16 protein-coding genes are annotated in these 17,143 nt (G+C 70.5%); 10 read left to right on the top strand and 6 right to left on the bottom strand.

The window, feature by feature from the left end:
- The first annotated feature begins 4 nt into the window (after positions 1–4).
- The 5 genes from atpA to ACZ4VI_RS29110 all read left to right on the top strand — a co-directional run bounded on the left by atpA (position 5) and on the right by ACZ4VI_RS29110 (position 5,060).
- Positions 5–1,603, top strand: a complete 1,599-nt coding sequence (atpA, locus tag ACZ4VI_RS29130) for a F0F1 ATP synthase subunit alpha (protein ID WP_468004002.1) — start codon at positions 5–7, stop codon at positions 1,601–1,603.
- Positions 1,604–1,623: 20 nt separating this feature from the next.
- Complete coding sequence (locus tag ACZ4VI_RS29125) at positions 1,624–2,541, top strand: F0F1 ATP synthase subunit gamma (protein WP_468004000.1); 918 nt, start codon at positions 1,624–1,626, stop codon at positions 2,539–2,541.
- Positions 2,541–3,983 carry a F0F1 ATP synthase subunit beta gene (gene atpD, locus ACZ4VI_RS29120; protein ID WP_468003999.1) on the top strand — a complete coding sequence of 481 codons (1,443 nt, stop codon included), beginning with the start codon at positions 2,541–2,543 and terminating at the stop codon, positions 3,981–3,983. The genes ACZ4VI_RS29125 and atpD overlap by 1 nt, the downstream gene beginning before the upstream one ends.
- 111 nt (positions 3,984–4,094) lie before the next feature.
- Entirely contained in the window at positions 4,095–4,469 is a 375-nt protein-coding gene (locus ACZ4VI_RS29115; RefSeq protein ID WP_468003997.1) for a F0F1 ATP synthase subunit epsilon, read from the top strand.
- A gap of 144 nt (positions 4,470–4,613) precedes the next feature.
- A complete protein-coding gene (locus ACZ4VI_RS29110) occupies positions 4,614–5,060 on the top strand; it encodes a DUF2550 domain-containing protein (protein ID WP_468003995.1) in 447 nt (148 codons plus the stop codon).
- Positions 5,061–5,116: 56 nt separating this feature from the next.
- Here the strand turns inward: ACZ4VI_RS29110 and ACZ4VI_RS29105 are convergent, their stop codons facing one another.
- The 3 genes from ACZ4VI_RS29105 to ACZ4VI_RS29095 form a co-directional block, all read right to left on the bottom strand.
- Positions 5,117–6,964 carry a glycosyl hydrolase family 18 protein gene (locus ACZ4VI_RS29105; RefSeq protein ID WP_468003994.1) on the bottom strand — a complete coding sequence of 616 codons (1,848 nt, stop codon included), beginning with the start codon at positions 6,962–6,964 and terminating at the stop codon, positions 5,117–5,119.
- Positions 6,965–7,088: 124 nt separating this feature from the next.
- Positions 7,089–7,724 (bottom strand): response regulator, encoded by a 636-nt coding sequence (locus ACZ4VI_RS29100; RefSeq protein WP_468003993.1) that lies wholly within the window; start codon positions 7,722–7,724, stop codon positions 7,089–7,091.
- Entirely contained in the window at positions 7,712–8,929 is a 1,218-nt protein-coding gene (locus tag ACZ4VI_RS29095) for a sensor histidine kinase (protein WP_468003991.1), read from the bottom strand. Before ACZ4VI_RS29095 ends, ACZ4VI_RS29100 begins: the two co-directional genes overlap by 13 nt.
- 156 nt (positions 8,930–9,085) lie before the next feature.
- Between ACZ4VI_RS29095 and ACZ4VI_RS29090 the strand changes: the two genes are divergently transcribed.
- Positions 9,086–9,709, top strand: coding sequence for a hypothetical protein (locus ACZ4VI_RS29090; protein ID WP_468003989.1), 624 nt, complete (start codon positions 9,086–9,088; stop codon positions 9,707–9,709).
- Here ACZ4VI_RS29090 and ACZ4VI_RS29085 read toward each other — a convergent pair.
- Entirely contained in the window at positions 9,629–10,201 is a 573-nt protein-coding gene (locus ACZ4VI_RS29085) for a cob(I)yrinic acid a,c-diamide adenosyltransferase (protein ID WP_468003988.1), read from the bottom strand. The two genes, ACZ4VI_RS29090 and ACZ4VI_RS29085, sit on opposite strands and share 81 nt — an antisense overlap.
- Positions 10,202–10,449: 248 nt before the next feature.
- Between ACZ4VI_RS29085 and ACZ4VI_RS29080 the strand changes: the two genes are divergently transcribed.
- From ACZ4VI_RS29080 to ACZ4VI_RS29070, 3 genes are all read left to right on the top strand, one after another.
- Positions 10,450–11,298, top strand: a complete 849-nt coding sequence (locus tag ACZ4VI_RS29080; RefSeq protein ID WP_468003987.1) for a 3-hydroxyacyl-CoA dehydrogenase family protein — start codon at positions 10,450–10,452, stop codon at positions 11,296–11,298.
- A 126-nt stretch (positions 11,299–11,424) separates the two neighbouring features.
- Positions 11,425–11,748, top strand: coding sequence for an STAS domain-containing protein (locus ACZ4VI_RS29075; protein ID WP_024761898.1), 324 nt, complete (start codon positions 11,425–11,427; stop codon positions 11,746–11,748).
- A 253-nt stretch (positions 11,749–12,001) separates the two neighbouring features.
- Positions 12,002–14,536, top strand: a complete 2,535-nt coding sequence (locus tag ACZ4VI_RS29070; protein ID WP_468003985.1) for an ATP-binding protein — start codon at positions 12,002–12,004, stop codon at positions 14,534–14,536.
- 60 nt (positions 14,537–14,596) lie between these two features.
- Here the strand turns inward: ACZ4VI_RS29070 and nucS are convergent, their stop codons facing one another.
- Positions 14,597–15,268: an endonuclease NucS gene (gene nucS / locus ACZ4VI_RS29065; RefSeq protein WP_468003983.1), complete on the bottom strand. Its 672-nt coding sequence runs from the start codon at positions 15,266–15,268 to the stop codon at positions 14,597–14,599.
- A gap of 227 nt (positions 15,269–15,495) precedes the next feature.
- Here nucS and ACZ4VI_RS29060 point away from each other — a divergent pair, with 227 nt between their 5' ends.
- Positions 15,496–15,888 carry an SCO5389 family protein gene (locus ACZ4VI_RS29060; protein ID WP_017236120.1) on the top strand — a complete coding sequence of 131 codons (393 nt, stop codon included), beginning with the start codon at positions 15,496–15,498 and terminating at the stop codon, positions 15,886–15,888.
- Positions 15,889–15,996: 108 nt separating this feature from the next.
- Here ACZ4VI_RS29060 and ACZ4VI_RS29055 read toward each other — a convergent pair whose 3' ends face one another.
- Positions 15,997–17,031: an LLM class flavin-dependent oxidoreductase gene (locus ACZ4VI_RS29055; protein ID WP_468003981.1), complete on the bottom strand. Its 1,035-nt coding sequence runs from the start codon at positions 17,029–17,031 to the stop codon at positions 15,997–15,999.
- Positions 17,032–17,143 lie beyond the last annotated feature (112 nt).

The following is a 17,143-nucleotide window of genomic DNA, read 5'->3' as shown; positions in this document are numbered from 1 at the left end:
CCAGATGGCGGAGCTCACGATCCGGCCGGAGGAGATCCGGGACGCGCTGGAGACCTTTGTCCAGTCGTACCAGCCGGACGCGGCCTCGCGCGAGGAGGTCGGAACGGTCAGCCTGGCCGGCGACGGTATCGCCAAGGTTGAGGGTCTTCCCTCGGCCATGGCGAACGAGCTGCTGAAGTTCGAGGACGGCACCCTCGGTCTCGCCCTCAACCTCGAGGAGCGCGAGATCGGTGCGATCGTTCTCGGCGAGTTCAGCGGTATCGAGGAGGGACAGCCGGTGCAGCGCACCGGTGAGGTCCTCTCCGTAGGTGTCGGCGAGGGCTACCTCGGCCGCGTTGTCGACCCGCTCGGCAACCCGATCGACGGCCTCGGCGAGATCGCGACCGAGGGCCGCCGCGCCCTCGAGCTGCAGGCCCCGGGCGTCATGGCCCGTAAGTCGGTCCACGAGCCGATGGAGACCGGCTACAAGGCCGTCGACGCGATGACCCCGGTCGGCCGTGGTCAGCGTCAGCTGATCATCGGTGACCGTCAGACCGGCAAGACCGCGCTGTGTGTCGACACGATCATCAACCAGCGTGACAACTGGCGCTCGGGCGACGTGAACAAGCAGGTCCGCTGCATCTACGTCGCCATCGGCCAGAAGGGCTCCACCATCGCGTCCGTGCGCGGCGCCCTGGAGGAGGCCGGCGCGCTCGAGTACACGACGATCGTCGCCGCCCCGGCGTCCGACCCGGCCGGCTTCAAGTACCTGGCGCCGTACACCGGCTCCGCCATCGGTCAGCACTGGATGTACCAGGGCAAGCACGTCCTGATCGTCTTCGACGACCTGTCGAAGCAGGCCGACGCCTACCGCGCCGTGTCCCTGCTGCTGCGCCGCCCGCCGGGCCGTGAGGCCTACCCGGGTGACGTCTTCTACCTGCACTCCCGCCTGCTCGAGCGCTGCGCGAAGCTCTCGGACGAGATGGGCGCGGGCTCGATGACCGGTCTGCCGATCGTCGAGACCAAGGCCAACGACGTGTCGGCGTTCATCCCGACCAACGTCATCTCCATCACCGACGGCCAGTGCTTCCTGGAGTCCGACCTGTTCAACGCCGGCCAGCGTCCGGCCCTGAACGTCGGTATCTCGGTCTCCCGCGTCGGTGGCTCCGCCCAGCACAAGGCGATGAAGCAGATCTCCGGTCGCCTCCGTGTGGACCTGGCCCAGTTCCGTGAGCTGGAGGCGTTCGCCGCCTTCGGTTCCGACCTGGACGCCGCGTCGAAGGCGCAGCTGGAGCGTGGTCAGCGCATGGTCGAGCTGCTCAAGCAGGCTCAGTACCAGCCGATGCCCACCGAGAACCAGGTCGTCTCCATCTGGGCCGGCACCACCGGCAAGATGGACGACGTCCCGGTCGCCGACATCCGTCGCTTCGAGGCCGAGCTTCTCGCGTACCTGCGCCAGAACCACGCGGGTCTCATGACCTCCATCCGTGAGGGCGGCAAGCTGTCGGACGACACCCTGCAGTCCGTCGGTGACGCCATCGCGGAGTTCAAGAAGCAGTTCGAGACCTCTGACGGGAAGCTGCTGGGCGACGTCGCTTCCGCTGCCGTCAACGTCTCGAAGTGACGACGGAAGGGACCTGACTCATGGGAGCGCAGCTCCGGGTCTACAAGCGTCGCATCAAATCCGTCACCGCGACGAAGAAGATCACCAAGGCGATGGAGATGATCGCCGCCTCGCGTGTCGTCAAGGCGCAGCGCAAGGTGCAGGCGTCGACCCCGTACGCGACCGAGCTGACCCGCGCGGTCACCGCGGTGGCCACGGGTGCGAGCGACAAGCACCCGCTGACCACCGAGGCGGAGAACCCGACCCGTGCCGCGGTCCTGCTCCTCTCGAGCGACCGCGGTCTGGCCGGCGCCTTCAACTCCAACGCCATCAAGGCGGCGGAAGCGCTCACCAGGAAGCTGGAGGGCGAGGGCCGCGAGGTCGACGTCTACGTCGTCGGTCGCCGTGGCATCGCGCACTACAACTTCCGTGAGCGGAAGCTGGCCGACTCGTGGGTCGGTTTCACGGATCAGCCGGAGTACGCGGACGCCAAGACGATCGCGGCACCGCTGATCGAGGCGATCGAGAAGGACACGGCCGAGGGCGGAGTGGACGAGCTCCACATCGTCTACACCGAGTTCGTCTCGATGATGACCCAGACGGCGGTCGAGGCCCGGCTGCTGCCTCTCAGCCTCGACGAGGTGGCGAAGGAGGCGGGCGAGCAGGACAAGCTCCGTCCGCTGTACGACTTCGAGCCGTCGGCGGAGGACGTCCTCGACGCCCTGCTGCCGCGCTACGTCGAGAGCCGTATCTACAACGCACTGCTCCAGTCGGCTGCCTCCAAGCACGCCGCCACGCGCCGTGCGATGAAGTCGGCGACCGACAACGCGGGAGACTTGATCAACAATCTCTCCCGACTTGCCAACGCGGCCCGCCAGGCCGAAATCACCCAGGAAATCAGCGAGATCGTCGGTGGCACCGCAGCCCTGGCCGACGCGACCGCGGGGAGTGACAAGTAATGACGACCACTGTTGAGACGGCCGCCGCCACGGGCCGCGTCGCCCGGGTCATCGGCCCGGTCGTCGACGTGGAGTTCCCCGTCGACGCGATGCCGGAGATCTACAACGCCCTGCACGTCGAGGTCGCCGACCCGGCCGAGGAGGGCGCGAAGAAGACGCTGACCCTCGAGGTCGCGCAGCACCTCGGTGACGGCATCGTCCGCACCATCTCGATGCAGCCCACCGACGGTCTGGTCCGCCAGGCCCCCGTGGTGAACACCGGCGCCGGCATCACGGTGCCCGTCGGTGACATCACCAAGGGTCGCGTGTTCAACACGCTGGGTCAGATCCTGAACGACCCCGAGGCCGAGGCCGAGGTCGGCGAGCGGTGGTCCATCCACCGCAAGGCCCCGGCGTTCGACCAGCTCGAGTCGAAGACCGAGATGTTCGAGACCGGCCTGAAGGTCGTCGACCTTCTCACCCCGTACGTCAAGGGTGGAAAGATCGGTCTGTTCGGTGGTGCCGGTGTCGGCAAGACCGTTCTGATCCAGGAAATGATCATGCGTGTGGCGAAGCTGCACGAGGGTGTTTCCGTCTTCGCCGGCGTGGGTGAGCGCACCCGTGAGGGCAACGACCTCATCGCCGAGATGGAAGAGTCCGGCGTTCTGGACAAGACCGCGCTGGTCTTCGGCCAGATGGACGAGCCCCCGGGCACCCGTCTGCGCGTGGCCCTGGCCGGTCTGACCATGGCGGAGTACTTCCGCGATGTGCAGAAGCAGGACGTGCTGTTCTTCATCGACAACATCTTCCGCTTCACCCAGGCCGGTTCCGAGGTCTCCACGCTGCTGGGCCGCATGCCCTCCGCGGTGGGTTACCAGCCGAACCTCGCGGACGAGATGGGCATCCTGCAGGAGCGCATCACCTCGACCCGTGGTCACTCGATCACCTCGATGCAGGCGATCTACGTCCCCGCGGACGACCTGACCGACCCGGCTCCGGCCACCACCTTCGCCCACCTCGACGCGACGACGGTTCTCTCCCGTCCGATCTCCGAGAAGGGCATCTACCCGGCCGTGGACCCGCTGGACTCCACGTCCCGGATCCTGGACCCGCGCTACATCGCGCAGGACCACTACGACGCCGCCATGCGCGTCAAGGGCATCCTGCAGAAGTACAAGGACCTCCAGGACATCATCGCGATTCTCGGTATCGACGAGCTGAGCGAGGAGGACAAGCTCGTTGTCCACCGTGCCCGGCGTGTCGAGCGCTTCCTGTCCCAGAACACCCACGCGGCGAAGCAGTTCACCGGTGTGGACGGTTCGGACGTTCCGCTCGAGGAGTCGATCGCCTCGTTCAACGCGATCTGCGACGGTGAGTACGACCACTTCCCCGAGCAGGCCTTCTTCATGTGTGGTGGGCTCGAGGACCTCAAGAAGAACGCCAAGGAGCTCGGCGTCTCCTGAGCCCCGTGCTCTCGTGAGGGGGGCGGGCATGTCCCGCCCCCCTCGTCACGCCCATTAGAATTGACCCCAACACCCGGCAGTACCGCCGGGTGGTGACCCGAGGAGCCACCCTTGGCTGCTGAGCTGCACGTCGAGCTGGTCGCCGCGGACCGGAGTGTCTGGTCCGGCGAGGCCACCCTGGTCATCGCACGCACCACCTCCGGCGACATCGGCGTCATGCCCGGCCACCAGCCGCTGCTCGGTGTGCTGGAGTCGGGCCCGGTGACCATCCGTACCAGCGAGGGCGCGACCGTCGTCGCCGCTGTGCACGGTGGATTCATCTCGTTCGCCGACGACAAGCTGTCTCTGCTCGCGGAGATCGCCGAGCTGGCGGACGAGATCGACGCCCAGCGCGCCGAGCGTGCGCTGGAGCGCGCCAAGGCGGAGTCGGACGCCGCCGCCGAGCGTCGCGCCGATGTCCGGTTGCGTGCGGTAGCGGTCCGCTAGCGGACCGCGCCGAGAGTTGTGCCCTCAGCCGCGGCACGGCTGGAATCGTCCAGACCGTGTCGCGGCTGAGGCGATGCAGATGCAGGTTGTATTCGGTTACGCCGGCGATGCCGGTCACGGGACGCAGCGAGGAGGTCGGTGAAGATGTTCCTCGCTCTGCTCGTGAGCGGTCTGGTCGTCGCACTGGTGGTGATCGGGCTCTTCGTCTTCGGCTTGCGCCGCAGGCTGATCCAGCGGGCCGGCGGCACCTTCGACTGTTCCCTGCGCTGGAACGTCCCCGAGGAGCCGGACCCCTCCGGCAAGGGCTGGGTGTACGGCGTCGCCCGCTACAGCGGTGACCAGGTCGCCTGGTTCCGGGTCTTCTCGTACGCCCCCCGCCCCCGCCGCGTCCTGGAGCGCTCGGCCATCGAGGTCCTGGAGCGCCGGATGCCCGAGGGCGAGGAGGAGCTCGCGCTGCTCTCCGACGCCGTGATCCAGGGCTGTATGCACCGGGGGACCCGCCTTGAGCTGGCGATGAGCGAGGACGCACTGACCGGCTTCCTCGCCTGGCTGGAGGCGGCGCCTCCGGGGCAGAGAGTGAATGTGGCCTGAGACAGACGTGAAGCGGGGGACGGCGTGCTGCGCCGTCCCCCGCTTCGTCGTAGCGGCTAGCTCAGCCCGCTGTTGATGGCGCCGACCAGCTCGCCATTGCTGGTGTCACCGCTGAACTCCCAGAAGAACGCGCCGCCCAGGCCCTGGTTCTTCGCCCAGCTCATCTTGGACGTGACCGTGGCCGGGGTGTCGTAGCTCCACCAGTTGCTGCCGCAGTGCGCGTACGCCGTGCCGGCCACTGTGCCGTTGGCCGGGCAGGAGTTCTTCAGGACCTTGTAGTCCTCGATGCCCTGCTCGTACGTGCCGGCCGCCGGGCCCGTCGCTGTGCCGCCGGGCGCGGACTGGGTGACGCCGGTCCAGCCGCGGCCGTAGAAGCCGATGCCGAGCAGCAGCTTGTTGGCCGGAACGCCCTTCGCCTTGTACTTGGCGATCGCCTCGGCGGAGTTGAATCCCGCCTGCGGGATGCCGGCGTACGAGGTCAGCGGGGAGTGCGGGGCCGTCGGGCCCTGCGCGGCCCAGGCGCCGAAGAAGTCGTACGTCATGACGTTGAACCAGTTCATGTACGGCGCGGCGCCCGCGTAGTCGGCGGCGTCGATCTTGCCGCCGGAGGAGGCGTCGGCCGTGACGGCCGCGGTCACCAGGGCGCTGCTGCCGAACTTGGCGCGCATGGCCTGCATCATGTTCTTGAACGAGGCCGCGCCGCTGGTGTCGCAGGACAGACCGCAGGCGTTCGGGTACTCCCAGTCCAGGTCGATGCCGTCGAAGACGTCGGCCCAGCGCGGGTCCTCCACCAGGTCGTAGCAGGACTGCGCGAAGGCGGTCGGGTTCTGCACGGCCTGGCCGAAGCCGCCGGACCAGGTCCAGCCGCCGAAGGACCAGATGACCTTGATGTGCGGGTAGGCCTTCTTCAGCTTGCGCAGCTGGTTGAAGTTGCCGCGCAGCGGCTGGTCCCAGGTGTCGGCGACGCCGTCGACGGACTGGTCGGCGGTGTACGCCTTGTCGTAGTCGGCGTAGGCGTCGCCGATCACGCACTTGCCGCCGGTGACGTTGCCGAAGGCGTAGTTGATGTGCGTGATCTTGGACGCGGAGCCGGACGTCGCGATGTTCTTGACGTGGTAGTTCCGGCCGTAGACGCCCCAGTTGGCGAAGTAGCCCAGCTTGACCGCGTTGCCGACCGGCGGGTTGGTCCCGCCGCCCGTCGTACGGACGGAGACCGCGCCGCTCGCGGGGCCGGTCTGGTCAATGGTGTCGCGGGCGACGACCGTGTAGCTGTAGTCGGTGCCCGCGGTCAGCCCGGTGTTGGTGTACGTCAGTCCGGTGACCGTGGCGATCGTGGTGCCGCCGCGCTTGACGTCGTAGTTCTTGATGCCTTTGTCGTCGGTGGCGGCGGTCCAGGTCAGTGTGACCGAGGTGTTGGTGATGTTCGAGGCGACGGGCGTGCCCGGGGCGGAGGGCGCGTTGTCGCCGGGCTGGCTGGTGCCGTCGCAGGAGCCGCCGTTGACCTTGCAGCCGGACGGCGCGCCGGAGCCCGTGCCGTTGAAGCCGAAGGAGATGGAGGCGCCGGGGGCGAGGGTGCCGTTGTACGACTTGTTCTTGGCGGTCCAGTGGGTGCCGGCGCTGGTGACGTCGGCGTCCCAGGCCGAGGTCACGGCGGTGCCGGAGGGGTAGTCCCACTCGACCGTCCAGGAGGAGAGGGTGGTGGTGCCCGTGTTCTTCACCGTCCACTTGCCCTCGAAGCCGGTGCCCCAGTCCTGGGTCTTGGTGTATGTGGCGGTGGCCGAGGTCGCGGCCTCGGCGGGGGTGGCGAGGCCGACCATGGCGGCCAGGGGCAGGATCAGGGCGGTCAGACCGGCGGCGGCCCGGTGTCTGAAACCTGATCTGCGCGTCGGTGCTTGAGTGCTCAACGGTGCTCCTCAAGTTGCGGGACGGACAAGGTGGGGGTGGTCCGTGAAAGTGCGCGCGCCCCGCGAGCGTAGGAAGGTCTGGACCAATCGTCAAGAGGTCCAGACCAACGTCGGAGTTGGGCTCTCAGACGCCCAACTCCTGGGCGAGCACGGCCGCTTGAACCCTGCTGCGCAGCTCCAGCTTCCCCAGCACCTTGCTGACGTGCGTCTTCACCGTCGCCTCCGCCATGTCCAGTCGTACCGCGATCTCGGCGTTCGACAGACCCTTGCCCAGCGCGGACAGCACCTCCCGCTCCCGCGGGGTCAGTGCGTTCAGTACGGACGGGTTCCTGCGGGTGGTCTTCGGCGCCGCGAACTCGGCGATCAGCCGCCGGGTCACGGCCGGTGCGATCAGGCCCTCCCCGCGCGCCACCGTCCGTACCGCCTCGATCAGGTCCTTCGCCTCGGTGTTCTTCAGCAGGAAGCCCGCAGCGCCGGCCCGCAGCGCCCCGAAGACGTACTCGTCCAGATCGAACGTGGTCAGGACGAGCACATCGGCAAGCCCCTCGGACACCACGAGCCGGGTCGCCGTCACCCCGTCCATCCGCGGCATCTGAACGTCCATCAGGACCAGGTCCGGGCGCAGCTCCCGGGCCAGCTCCACCGCGCGCTCGCCGTCCGCGGCCTCCCCGACCACCTCGATGTCCGGTGCACTGCCCAGGATCAGGACCAGTCCTGCCCGGACCGCGCTCTGATCCTCGGCCACGATCACCCGAACCATGCCTGCGGCTCCCTGTCGCTCGTCCCCACGGGCAGGACCGCCCGCACCCGCCATTGTTTCCGGCCGTCGTCCGTCGCGTCCGCCGTCACCGGACCGGCCTCGAACTCCCCGTCGAGGAGCGCCACCCGCTCCCGCATCCCGACCAGACCCGCCCCCGAGCCCGGCGCGCGCGGCCCGGGCTGAACGCCGAGCGGGCTGGTCACCACGATCGTGAGCGCCCCGTCCCGGTGGTTCGCGAGCGCCACCCGCACCTCGCCGGGCGCGGCGTGCTTGAGGGCGTTGGTGAGCGACTCCTGCACGATCCGGTACGCGGCGAGCTCGACCGGGGCCGGAAGGCGACCCTCGGCTCGGATGTCGTCGATCGTGAACGTCAGCCCGCTCGGCCTGCCGTTCGTCGCCGCCTGCGCCACCAGAGCGTCCAGACCGTCCAAGGTCGGTGCGGCCGCCGGTTCGGCGTCCCCGCTGCTGTCCCGCAGCAGCCCGATGAGGCGCCGCATCTCCGCCAGGCCCTCCACGCTGTTCTCCCGGATCACGGTCAGCGCCTGCCGGGTGGCGCCCGGATCGTCCAGCGAGAGCGCGGCCGTGGAGTGGATCGCGATGGCGGAGAGATGGTTGGCGACCATGTCGTGCAGCTCCCGCGCCATCCGGGCGCGCTCGGCCACGACGGCCTGGGAACGGTCCATCTCGGCGAGCAGCGCCGTCTGCTCCGCGCGCAGGCGGGCGGCCTCGGCGGCCTGGCGGTGGTTGCGGACGATGGCTCCGGTGACGGCGGGCAGGAACGACACCATGCCCGAGAGCACGCCGACGAGCAGGGCGACCGCGTTCTGCCACCAGATCAGCAGGGCCACCGTGATGCCCACGGTGATCAGGGCCGTGGTGTACGGGATGCGGCGCGCGGAGACCGGCGGGCCGTACACGACCGCCGCGTAGACCACGTCCGTGAACATCAGCACGGTGGCCAGATTGCCGTTGGTGAACTGGTCCCCGGCGATGGCCAGCGTGCCGACGACCAGTGCGGTACGGGGGGTGGTGCGGCGCAGCGCCTCCATCGAGGCCATCACGACCAGCGGGATCAGCGTGGCCCAGCGCTGACCGAAGACGTGGTCCCGGGTCACGTACAGCCCGAACCACCACAGGAGCAGGCCGCAGGACAGGCCGCCGAGGGCGATGAGCAGATCGTCGCGATGGGGTCGGGGGAGTCGCACGCACCCATCCAACACGCCGCACCGTCCCCCGACGTCGCCGTCCGGGCCGATCCGCCCCTCCGTCGAAGGATGTAGTCGTACTTCGTCACTGGCGACGACGAACCGGGTCCGGCGGCACGGGACGCTGAGAGGGACGTACGAAAGGGGAGTACCGCCGTGATCGTCACACTCATCGTGATCTGCGAAGTCGGCTTCTGGGTCCTGCTGGCCGCCGGCCTCGCCGCCCGCTACCTGCTCAAGATGCCGCGCACGGGCATGGCGCTGCTCCTGTGCGAACCGCTCCTCGAGGTCCTGCTCCTCGTCGTCACCGCAGTCGACCTCAAGAACGGCGCCGAACCGGACTGGAAGCACGGCCTGGCCGCGCTGTACATCGGCTACACCGTCGGCCACGGGCACCGGACCGTGAAGTGGCTCGACGGCCACGCCGCCCACCGGCTCGGCGGAGGCCCGCGCCCGGCCAAGCCCCCGCAGTACGGCATGGCCCGCGCCCGCCACGAGGGGAGGATCTGGCTCGGCTCGCTCCTCGGCGCGGTCGTCGCGAGCGGTCTGCTGCTGATCGCGATCTGGTACGTCGGCGACGACGGGAACACCGGCTCGCTGCGGAGCTGGCTCTACGGGGCCTGGCGGGCGGCCGGCATCCACGGCCTGATCGCGCTGTCGTACGCGATCTGGCCGAAGAAGGCCCCGGCGAGCGAGGCGTCAGCGATCTCCGCCCGGGACCCAGAGCACGTCCCCGACCTCGCTGTTCGCCGTCCTCGCAAGGATGAAGAGCAGGTCTGACAGCCGGTTGAGGTAGGTCGCCGTGAGGGCGTTCATCGTCTCGCCGTGGACCTCGATCGCCGCCCACGTGGAGCGCTCCGCACGCCGGACCACCGTGCACGCCTGGTGCAGCAGCGCCGCACCGGGCGTGCCGCCCGGCAGGATGAAGGAGCGCAGCTTGTCGAGCCGCTCCAGGAAGCGGTCGCAGTCCGCCTCCAGCTTGTCGATGTACGACTGCTCGACCCGCAGCGGCGGATATTTCGGGTTCTCGACCACCGGTGTGGAGAGGTCCGCGCCCACGTCGAACAGGTCGTTCTGCACGCGGACGAGGACCTTCACGACCTCCTCGTCGAGCTGCCCGAGGGCGATGGCCGTGCCGATGACGGCATTGGCCTCGTTGGCGTCGGCGTACGCCGAGATCCGCAGATCGGTCTTGGCGGTCCGGCTCATGTCGCCCAGCGCGGTGGTGCCCTGGTCGCCGGTACGGGTGTAGATGCGCGTCAGATTGACCATGCCTCCAGCGTAGTGACGCTCCGGCCCTCAAGAACGCCCGTGTGCCGACCGTCACGGCCCCGACGAGACCGAGGAGCCGCTCGGCGAGCGGCTGCCGGCGTACGCCGTGCGGGCGTAGCAGACCTGTCGTGAGTGTGACGTCCGTCAAACCGGGCGTGACGCGCGTTACTTCACGGTCACTTCGCGCTCCCCGACCGCTAATCTCCGCCGGAGAGCCAGCAGTGAACAGGCGTTAAGGGGTGGAAGACGTGGCCAGGAAGCTCGCCGTCATCGGAGCCGGACTCATGGGGTCGGGTATCGCGCAGGTCTCGGCCCAGGCGGGGTGGGACGTCGTCCTGCGGGACGTCACCGACGAGGCGCTGACCCGCGGCACCGACGGCATCAAGGCGTCGTACGACCGGTTCGTCGCCAAGGGCAAGCTGGACGCGGCCGACGCCGAGGCCGCCCTCGGCCGGATCACCGCCACCACCGAGCTCGACGCGGTCGCCGACGCCGACATCGTCGTCGAGGCCGTCTTCGAGAAGCTCGAGGTCAAGCACGAGATCTTCCGCTCCCTCGACAAGATCGCCAAGGACGGCGCGGTCCTCGCCTCCAACACCTCCGCCATCCCGATCACCAAGATCGCCGCGGTGACGGAGCGCCCGGAGGCCGTCGTGGGCACCCACTTCTTCTCGCCGGTCCCGATGATGCAGCTCTGCGAGCTCGTCCGCGGCTACAAGACAAGCGACTCCACCCTCGCCGCCGCGCGGGAGTTCGCCGAGTCGGTCGGCAAGACCTGCATCGTCGTCAACCGCGACGTCGCCGGCTTCGTCACCACTCGCCTCATCTCCGCGCTGGTCGTCGAGGCCGCCAAGCTCTACGAGTCGGGCGTCGCCACCGCCGAGGACATCGACATCGCCTGCAAGCTGGGCTTCGGCCACGCCATGGGCCCCCTCGCCACCGCCGACCTCACCGGCATCGACATCCTGGTGAACGCGACGAGCAACATCTACACCGAGTCCCAGGACGAGAAGTTCGCGCCGCCGGAGCTGATGCGCCGGATGGTGGACGCGGGTGACATCGGCCGCAAGAGCGGGCAGGGCTTCTACAAGCACTGAGCACCGGCAGCCACTCGGCTATCACCCCACAGGGTGAATTCGGTATCAGTTCGCTTACAAGGCGCAACGCTTCTGCGCCGACGACAGTCAGTTGTTGAAAAGACGGAGCACTCCCGGGGAGCGCATATGCACATCAGGGGCGACCATGTCGAGCTGGTCGTCGGGGGCCGCCTCGACGTCCGGAGCGCGGCGGACGCCCGTACGGTCCTGCACTCGGCCGTCGACGACGGAGTCGGCGACCTCGTGCTCGACCTGACCGGTCTCGACTCCTGGGACGCCACCGGGCTCGGGGTCATCATGGGCGCGCACCGCCGGGCCGGCCGCTGTGGACGGCGGCTGGTGCTGCGCGGTGTGCCGCCCCAGATGCAGCGCCTGCTCGTGGCGACCCGGCTGCACCGCATCCTCGCCATCGAGGGCGGCCTCGCCGCGGAGTCGCTGCCCCGGGTCTGACCCGCGTGTGAACCGTCGCCGTACCGCTTGTGAAGCTGCTGTGCGAAACCGGCGTCCCGCCCCAATCCTCGACGGACCATGACGTCTTGGTCGGGGCAGGACCCCGGCTGTTCCGGGAAACCGGAAGAAGGTCTAGGGTTCGGTCGCCTGCCCAATGACGGACCCACCCGGCGGGCACCGGACCAGAAGCGACAGCGAGCGTGCAGATCGGCCGGAGGGGCTTCCGTACGCACCGCTTTTGGGGGCTTTGACGATGGACCCGATGAACCGGGGGCCGGAAGACTACGGCCACGACACCGAGGGCGACGACGTCCGCGACGGACGCGGCGGCCCGGCGGCCGAACGCGGACCGGTCACACCCGCCGCCCGCGTCCGCACCGCCCGCGTCGTCGCGGGCGACCTGCTGCTCACCGTCAACCCCGTCGACGGCAGCGAGATCGAGGCCTGCCCGCCCGGGGAGCAGCCCGCGCCGCCCCGCCGCCGCACCGCCCAGGAGCGCGCCGAGGCCGCCCGCGCGGCCACCCCTCCCGTACCGCCAGGACCGGCCGCGCCGCGACTGCCGCTGCTGGAACGGCAGGAGGAGCACGAGCGGCTCGTCCAGCTCCTCGCCCGCGGCCGCTCCGTCCGCCTCACCGGCCCCGCCGGCTCCGGCCGCACCGCGCTCCTCGACGCCGTCGCCGCCGACTGCGCCGACCTCGCGCCGGACGGTGTCGTCCGCCTCTCCGGCCACCATCGGACCCCCACCGAGCTGCTGTACGACCTCTTCGCCACCGTCCAGTACGCCCCGGACCACCGGCCGGACCGCCCGGCGCTGCTCGAACTGGCCCACGACATCGGCGCGATCGTCGTCGTCGACGACCTGGAGTTCGGCGGCACCACGCTCGACGAGCTGCTCACCGCGGCGCCCGAGTGCGCCTTCCTGCTCGCCGCCACCCCCGACGTCCCGGCCCCCTCGCCCGAGGCCCACGTCGAAGAGGTCTCCCTCGCCGGCCTCGGCCGCGCCGCCTCCCTCGAACTCCTGGAGCGCGCCGTCGACCGGCCGCTCACCGACGACGAGGCCAACTGGGCGGGCGACCTCTGGTTCGAGTCCGAGGGCCTGCCGCTGCGCTTCGTCCAGGCCGGCGCCCTGCTCCGGCAGCGCGACCGGCTCCGCCTCTCCCCGGCCGAGTTCGACGCGTTCGGGGCGGCCGCCAAGGAGGACGCCGTCCCCGCGGAGTTCGACGCCTTCGGCGCCCTCGACGAGGCCTTCGGCCCGGCCGCCCCGGCCCCCGCGCCCGAACCGGACCCGGCCGAGGTCGAACTGCGCGAGATACCGCTGCCGAGCCTCGGCGAGGGCGCGGCCCCCGCCGCCCTGCTCGCCTCCCGGCTCAGCCGCTCCGCCCAGGACACGCTGCGGTTCGCCGTCGCCCTCGGCGGCGAGGTGCCGCACCAGGCCCACCTCCCCGCGCTCGTCGGCGACACCCACGCCGACGCCGCCCTCGGCGAGCTCATGGCCTGCGGACTGCTGACCCCGGTCGGCGTCCGCTACCGCCTCGCCGCGGGCATCCTCACCCAGCTCGTCGCCCACGGCTACGACGAGGACGCCACCACGCGCGCCCACACCGTCGCCCAGCACTACACCTGGTGGGCCGGACACCCGTCCGTCACCCCCGCCCGCGCGGTCGCCGAGGCCGACGTCGTCCTCGCCGCCCTGGCCGCCATCGTGCCCGGCGCGAGCCCCGAGCACCCCGCCACCGCCGTCCTGCTCGCCCGCAGCGCGGCCCCCGCCTTCGCCGCCGGGCTGCACTGGGGCGCCTGGGAGCGGGTCCTGCGCGGCGGCCAGGAGGCCGCCCGGCTTGCCGGTGACGTCGCCGAAGAGGCTTACTTCCACCACGAGTTGGGCGTCCTCGCGCTCTGCGCCGGAAACCTGCAGCGGGCCCGCGCCGAACTGGAGGCGTCGATCGGCATGCGCGGCGTCCTCGCCGACAAGCGCGGCACCGTCGCCGGCCGCCGGGCGCTCGCCCTCGTCGCCGACCGCGCCGGAACGCCGTCGCACGGCGACGCCGAGCCGCCCGCCGCGCGCCGCGAGGGGCCCGTCTCCCCGCCGCGCGGCATCCCGAAGGCCATCGTCCCGGCCGTCTCCCGGACCGCCGCCGCACCGCCGTCGCCCATCCCCGCGTTCCCGGACTTCGCCGACGAGGGCCCGACCCTCATCTCCCGCCCGGACACCCGGCCGAGCGAGAACGGTACGAAGCGGGGCGGCCGCTTCGGCCTCATCGCGGGGGCCCGCCGCAACCTGGTCGCGGTCGGTACGGGAGCGCTCCTGGCCGCCGTGCTCGGCACCGTCGTCACGATCGGGGCCACCTCGGGCGACGCCGAGGACCCCGGCGCCGACAGGGTCACCTCCGACCGCACGGCCAGCGAGGACGACGGCGACGACATCCTGGACGCGGACGAGCCGACCGACGACTCGACGAGCCACCCCTCGGACAGCGCCTCGCCCTCCCCGTCCGGCTCGGCGACCTCGGGCGCGCCCACCACCTCGGGCAGCCCGTCCGCCCCGTCCTCCGGCACGCCGACCACCACGGCCCCGACGACGGGTGCCCCGGCCCCGACGACGACGGCTCCGCGGCCGACGACGAGCCCGACGAGGACGACGCCGCCGACGACGAAGCCGCCGACGACCCCGCCGACCACGCCGCCGCCGACGTCGACACCGCCCAGCACGACGCCGACGCCGACTTCGACCGACCCCCAGCCCCCCAGCTCCGCCTCGGGCGACACCAGCCCGACCGGCGCACCGGCGTAAGAACGACGACGGCCCCGGGCGCGTTCACCGCACCCGGGGCCGTCGACGTATCCGTACGTACTAGAAAAGCCGCAGCTTGTCGTCCTCGATGCCGCGCAGCGCGTCGTAGTCGAGCACCACACAGTCGATACCGCGGTCCGTCGCGAGGACGCGGGCCTGCGGCTTGATCTCCTGCGCCGCGAAGACGCCCTTCACCGGCGCGAGGTGCGGGTCGCGGTTCAGCAGCTCCAGATAGCGGGTCAGCTGCTCCACGCCGTCGATCTCGCCGCGCCGCTTGATCTCCACCGCGACCGTCGCCCCGTCGGCGTCCCGGCACAGGATGTCCACCGGGCCGATCGCGGTCGGGTACTCGCGGCGGATGAGCGTGTGGCCCTCGCCGAGCGTCTCGATGCGGTCGGCGAGCAGCTCCTGGAGGTGCGCTTCCACGCCGTCCTTGATGAGGCCCGGGTCCACGCCGAGCTCGTGCGAGGAGTCGTGGAGGATCTCCTCCATCGTGATGATCAGTTTCTCGCCCGCTTTGTTCACCACGGTCCAGATGCCGGACTCTCCGTTGAGACCCTCCTTCAGGGTGCACGGCGGCGACATCCAGTTGAGCGGTTTGTACGCCCGGTCGTCCGCGTGGATGGAGACGCTGCCGTCTGCCTTGATCAGGATCAGACGGGGAGCGGAGGGCAGGTGGGCGGTGAGCCGGCCGGCGTAGTCCACGGAGCAGCGGGCGATGACGAGACGCATGGTCGGCAACGCTACAAGACACACGCTCTTCCGCGCGATTCGGCTCTTAACGCCCGCTGGACGACGGTCACTTATTGGCCGGTTGTGTTCCCAATCTCCTGGTGCGCTCCCCACCGCGCGCTTACCGTGGAAGCAGGAGGTCGCCGTCCGTGCACGCTGCGTGTCGCGCGGGGGTCTCCATCCCTGCCCGTAAGACCCCGCCCGTCGGGGTCGCGAGAGGAGAACCCATGTCGCTCGACGTCTCACCGGCGCTGTTGGAACAGGCCGAGCGAGGCGAGGTCGACGAAGCCGACTTCGTCGACTGCGTCCGGACCTCCCTGCCCTACGCATGGGAGATGATCAGTTCTCTGGTGGCTCAGCTGAAGGTCGACGGCGGCGAGTTCGCCGACAACCAGACGCCGCCGCCGAACGAGCAGGCACGTGGTCAGCTGTTGCGTGCACTCGCGAGCGATGCGATCCGTGGTGCGCTGCAGCGGCACTTCGGGGTGCGTCTGGCCTTCCAGAACTGCCACCGTGTGGCGGTGTTCCCGCTGGACCCCGCGGTTGACGAGCGGCTCGCCCGCTTCACCTCCGTACGAGGTCAGCTGCTCAACCAGTCGCCGGAACTGCGCGACTGCTGAGGCACTGGTGCTGCCGCTCCGCATCGCGGGAGACGCGAACGATGCGAGAGATGCCGGAGCGGCGGCATCGCACCCGCACCACCGCACCCGACTCATGGATTCATGGACTCAGACCAGCAGGGGGAGCACCTCTGCGCCGAGCCGCCGTACGTTCTCCTCGGTGGCCGCGAGATCGCCCGTGCCCTCGGCGAGCAGCGCGAAGCGCGTAATGCCCGTACGCTCGGAGGTCGCCGCGAGCCGGTCCGCCGCGAGCCGTGGCGTGCCCACGGGGTGCAGCCCGCACAGCAGCTCCGTGTACGCGACGGGGTCCCGCATCGCGCGGTGCCGGCCGTCCACGGTCACATGGGCGTCGAGGCCCTGCTTCAGCCAGCCGGGCATCGCCTTCACCAGCGCCTCGGCCGCCTCCGCCGTACCGTCCGCGAGCTGCGCGACGCCCGCCGAGACATGGCCGGCGCCGATCCGCGCGATCTCGTCGGGGTCGCGGCCCGCGTCCCTGGAGAAACGTTCCCATGCGGCCACCATCTCGGCCTTCTCCTCGTCGCCGCAGTGCATCCCGAGCAGCATCGGCAGCCCGCGTCGGGCGGCCAGCTCGACGCTCTTGGGGGAGGTGCAGGCGAGGACCACCTCGGGCGCCGTGTCCCCGCCGATGAGCTCGCCGGGGCGCGGGACGACGGCGACCTCGCGGAAGGCGAATCGTTCTCCCTCGGCGGAGACCCGGGGCTCGGTCAGCCAGCGCAGCAGCAGGTCGAGCGATTCCGGGAAGCCCTCTTCGTACGCCTTCAGGCCCGCGCCGAACACCTCCAGGTCGACCCAGGGCCCGCCTCGGCCCACGCCGAGCGTGAACCGGCCTCCCGAGGTGAGATGGAGCAGGGCGGCCTGCTCGCCCAGGGCGACCGGATGGACCGTCGGCAGCACACTGACCGCTGTGCCGACCCGGAGTCGGCGCGTCCGCCCCAGGAGCAGCGCCGCGAGCGTCACGGCCGACGGACAGACGCCGTACGGAACGAAATGGTGCTCGGCCAGCCAGACGGAGTCGAGCCCCGCCTCCTCGGCGACCTCGGCGGTCCGCACCGCCCGGTGCAGCGCCTCGCCCTGGCCCTGGCCCGGGAACTGGGCGGCCAGAACAAACGTACCCACGCGCATCGCCTTCTGCCTCCTTGCGGCCGACGCGGATCTCCCCCTCGTACTGGCAACAACGTCTGACACGTGCCAAAGGCAACGGCCTCTCCTGAAGTTCTTGCGATTTTCCGCTGAT

Source organism: Streptomyces sp. NPDC029169 (genome assembly GCF_055563935.1).
The sequence above is the reverse complement of the archived record's forward strand: the minus strand, read 5'-3'. Positions and strand labels throughout refer to the sequence as shown.

Excerpts from the sequence above, each read along its gene's own strand:
- ACZ4VI_RS29060 (WP_017236120.1), top strand. The coding sequence starts at position 15,496 with ATGTCGCTCGACGTCTCACCGGCGCTGTTGGAACAGGCCGAGCGAGGC.
- ACZ4VI_RS29110 (WP_468003995.1), top strand. The coding sequence starts at position 4,614 with ATGTTCCTCGCTCTGCTCGTGAGCGGTCTGGTCGTCGCACTGGTGGTG.
- nucS (WP_468003983.1), bottom strand. The coding sequence starts at position 15,268 with ATGCGTCTCGTCATCGCCCGCTGCTCCGTGGACTACGCCGGCCGGCTC.
- ACZ4VI_RS29100 (WP_468003993.1), bottom strand. The coding sequence starts at position 7,724 with ATGGTTCGGGTGATCGTGGCCGAGGATCAGAGCGCGGTCCGGGCAGGA.
- ACZ4VI_RS29075 (WP_024761898.1), top strand. The coding sequence starts at position 11,425 with ATGCACATCAGGGGCGACCATGTCGAGCTGGTCGTCGGGGGCCGCCTC.
- ACZ4VI_RS29085 (WP_468003988.1), bottom strand. The coding sequence starts at position 10,201 with ATGGTCAATCTGACGCGCATCTACACCCGTACCGGCGACCAGGGCACC.
- ACZ4VI_RS29055 (WP_468003981.1), bottom strand. The coding sequence starts at position 17,031 with ATGCGCGTGGGTACGTTTGTTCTGGCCGCCCAGTTCCCGGGCCAGGGC.
- ACZ4VI_RS29070 (WP_468003985.1), top strand. The coding sequence starts at position 12,002 with ATGGACCCGATGAACCGGGGGCCGGAAGACTACGGCCACGACACCGAG.
- atpD (WP_468003999.1), top strand. The coding sequence starts at position 2,541 with ATGACGACCACTGTTGAGACGGCCGCCGCCACGGGCCGCGTCGCCCGG.
- ACZ4VI_RS29125 (WP_468004000.1), top strand. The coding sequence starts at position 1,624 with ATGGGAGCGCAGCTCCGGGTCTACAAGCGTCGCATCAAATCCGTCACC.
- atpA (WP_468004002.1), top strand. The coding sequence starts at position 5 with ATGGCGGAGCTCACGATCCGGCCGGAGGAGATCCGGGACGCGCTGGAG.